We start from the raw sequence: 3,392 nt of genomic DNA on the forward strand, positions 1-3,392 counted from the left end.
GTAAAAATGGAAGAAAATGAGCCCATCCTAAAACTTACAAAAGAAGTTGCAAGTAACAATCTCTGGGCACTTTCAATGTTAATGCTTACTCACTTAGGACTACTACTCCATATAGACAACAGCTTAAGCACAAGAGAGTTTGGTATTTTAGTTGGTATCCATTTCATACTTCTTACGCTCTCTTTTGTTTCTATTTTTCCTATTTTAGATAAAAAATACGTTTATGAAGAATCAGTTCTAAATAGTGTCTCACGGAAAATGCTTATTGCCTTCATAGTTTGTAGCATTACTGTGGGGTTTTCGCCAAGTATAGCGTTAATTGCATCAGAGTTAATTGGCAAAACCTTCTTAAACACTCCTATTGTCTTTTCCTACATTGCAATTGCACTATTTCTTTTATCCATAGTATGCCAGATCTATTACTTTTCAAAAATGAAAATTACTTACTTTTTTATTCTTCTTTTAGGAGTTTTTCTTGTTGAATATCTCATTCTATCTTATTATACTCTTTGGACAACAAAAGGAATTATGCTGACATTTATACTAACAACAATACTAACGATTACTTTAAATATAGTTATATACAAAAAGGCTTAATTAAAAATTGTGCACCTTTTCAAGGTGCATTAAATATAAGAAATTGGGCTTTTTACAAAAGGTAAATTTTTAAAATTTCTACTGATACACAATATCTTGAGTATAGAATAACGATAAGAAAAGCAAAAGATACTCACGTAAATGCCTTGTTATTAAGAAGTTGTTCTTTATATGCTCATGTCCATTTTTACCGAGTTTTTCTCTGAACTCCTTCTCATTTAAAAGTTGCTTTAAATAATAAGCGGTCCCATCTATTGTATATGTAAGAATTCCTGAATACTTATGGGTTATTTGAAGAGGTATACCTCCTACAGCAGAGGCAATAACTGGTTTTGATTTCCATAAGGCTTCTGCAACAGTTAAACCAAAACCTTCTCTCAATGATTTTTGAAGCACAACAGTTGAGGCTCTTTGTAATGCATTAATTTCAATATTACTGTCTGGAGGCAATAAGAGAACATGGATATCTTTATCATCTGCTGCTGCCTCTTTTACACTTTCAAGCACTTTCATCCCTTCTGGGTCATCTGTTGCGCCACCACCAGCAAGCACTAACTGGCAATCTATATACTTCTTTACCTTTTTATACACTTTTATAACACCAACAGGGTCCTTTAAATAATCAAACCTTGAAATTTGAGTTACAATTGGCCTTTCAAGATCAATACCAAAACTTTCAACGATTTCTTCAACCTTTTCTTTTGGAAGATCTTTGTTTTTATCACTTAGAGGATCTATCGATGGAGAAATAAGGACTTTAGGTATACTAATATCCTTTCTTGCAAAAACAGGAGCAGAAAAAACTGATGCATCATACTTCTTTATATACTTTTTTAAGAAGTTAATCACCTCTTTTTGTGGGGTAGTAAAATCAATATGACACCTCCATGCCCACTTTCCGCCCACTTTATTTCTTTCTTCTATTAGGGCAATAGGTTGTGGATCATGGATAAAAAATATATCACCATGAAGATTTAATTCTTTTGCATTTTTCCTATTTACTTCAAGAAAATAATCAAACTCATCTTGTAAAAGTGTGATATTTACTCCGTGAAGAGCATTATGAATTCTCTTTGTGATATTGAAAAATTTTTCATCACCTTTAATCACTTCCCATTTTGCATTAATTCCCAGTTGATTTAATAAGGGAACCATCCTTGATAAAATTTCTGCTACACCTCCTCCAACTGCTGTAGAATTAATATTTGTAATAATCTTGTCACGGAGTCTTTCCGAAAGTAAATAAAGGTCATCTATAACATCTTGTCCTACAATGGGAGCATAGTCTTCTAATTTAGGCATATTTCTCTACCACCTTTATAATTTTGTTCCTTAATTCTGTGGAAGTCATTGTATACGGGTCTAACTTTAAAATTTCTTTTGAAAGGTCATTTAATCCGAGCATTTTAAACCATTCAGAAAAGTCGTTTCCAGGAATTTTCCTTCTGAGTCTTGCTTCAAAAATATGATAATAAATCGAATTAAAACTTATTTTCTCAATGATTTCTTTAAATTCCTTTAAGTCATGAGCAACATATTTTGTTGGGATTACAAACGTTCTACAGCTCATAAAGTGAAATTCTTGTCCAGGAAGACAGTTTCTATCAAATCCTTCTCCTTCAAGATAATTTTCTAATAAGTTTACAAATTCATTTCTAAGGTCTTCTAAATTGCTAAAACTTATTGCATCAATGCTTGCTAAAATCTCTCCCAACTCCTTTATGTTTAATACGTTCGTTATCCAATAGGCAAAGTCATTTGGAGGTTCTGGAGAAAGATAAAAGTGCTGCTGTAAAAACCTGTGAGTGTGGTAGTATATTGACGATTCAGGAACTTTCTTTATGCCTTCTTTAAGCTCCTTTAAATTTTTTGCTTTTAAACCTAATAAAAACACAAGATGATACTCTGAATAAAATTTGAAAACTTTTTTGTCCATCTTTCATCTCTCTTACTTTAAATCATTTAACAAAAAAATTAACCTTTTGTTGCACCTGCTGTAAGACCTTCAACAATATCACTGGAATATCAAAGTTAATATAATTAAAGGAATTGATACAATTGTTGAAGTTGCCATAATCTGTCCCCAGGGAATTTCACCATGTAAGCCTTCAAAAAGAGCAATACCTACGGGAATAGTCCTTGCATGGTAATCAGTTGTTAGCATAAGTAAAAATATTTATCCTGTTTATCCCATTTCACCAAAATCTTTTGATGTGAAAAGATAGTCTTTCAATTCATGCTCAAATTTTGGATCGATTCGTCTTAAATACTCAATTAGCATTGCAGCATGTTCTTTTTCTTCATCTCTATTGTGAATGAGTATTTTCTTTAAATCTTCATCAGTTGTTACAGCAATTCTCTGGTTGTAGTAGTCAATTGCTTCAAGTTCTTCCATTAAAGATGAAATTGCCCTGTGAAAATCCATCGCTTTTTCGCCCATTGCCTTTTGGTCTTCATAAAGATTCCCTGCCATTCTAACCTCCTTTTAATAATTATTACTACACAAATTATACAACGATAACAGAATAATAAAAATTTTTATTCAACTTTAAATAAATAGGCGCAAAAATTATAGATAACCTTGCATCATCTTCCACAATATTTACAGATACAACTGTATTCTCGAATAAAAAATACACCTACTTTATAATTGCACTAAGAAAAGACAACACACATATAACTGATGATGTTTCATTAATTTCCTCGGGTGTTTCAAAGCTCACTCTCCCAGCAGCTCCTACAAACTTTCAAGCAAATGGAATTGGCAAAACGATCTATATGTCATGGTCACATAC

General features: G+C 32.1%; 5 protein-coding genes. 1 reads left to right on the forward strand and 4 read right to left on the reverse strand.

Annotated features, from left to right (window positions below; translation table 11 throughout):
- A partial coding sequence (locus K6343_01550; protein ID MEF3244659.1) for a hypothetical protein occupies positions 1-597 on the forward strand: 597 nt, incomplete at its 5' end.
- 78 nt (positions 598-675) lie between these two features.
- Here K6343_01550 and K6343_01555 read toward each other — a convergent pair.
- The 4 genes from K6343_01555 to K6343_01570 all read right to left on the reverse strand — a co-directional run bounded on the left by K6343_01555 (position 676) and on the right by K6343_01570 (position 3,070).
- Positions 676-1,899 carry a glycosyltransferase gene (locus tag K6343_01555; protein ID MEF3244660.1) on the reverse strand — a complete coding sequence of 408 codons (1,224 nt, stop codon included), beginning with the start codon at positions 1,897-1,899 and terminating at the stop codon, positions 676-678.
- Positions 1,892-2,533, reverse strand: coding sequence for a DUF5752 family protein (locus K6343_01560; GenBank protein MEF3244661.1), 642 nt, complete (start codon positions 2,531-2,533; stop codon positions 1,892-1,894). Before K6343_01560 ends, K6343_01555 begins: the two co-directional genes overlap by 8 nt.
- 78 nt (positions 2,534-2,611) lie before the next feature.
- Positions 2,612-2,761, reverse strand: a complete 150-nt coding sequence (locus tag K6343_01565) for a hypothetical protein (protein MEF3244662.1) — start codon at positions 2,759-2,761, stop codon at positions 2,612-2,614.
- 21 nt (positions 2,762-2,782) lie between these two features.
- A complete protein-coding gene (locus tag K6343_01570) occupies positions 2,783-3,070 on the reverse strand; it encodes a ferritin (GenBank protein ID MEF3244663.1) in 288 nt (95 codons plus the stop codon).
- Positions 3,071-3,392: the final 322 nt, after the last annotated feature.

It is taken from the genome of Caldisericaceae bacterium (assembly GCA_036574215.1).
Taxonomy (GTDB): domain Bacteria; phylum Caldisericota; class Caldisericia; order Caldisericales; family Caldisericaceae; genus Caldisericum.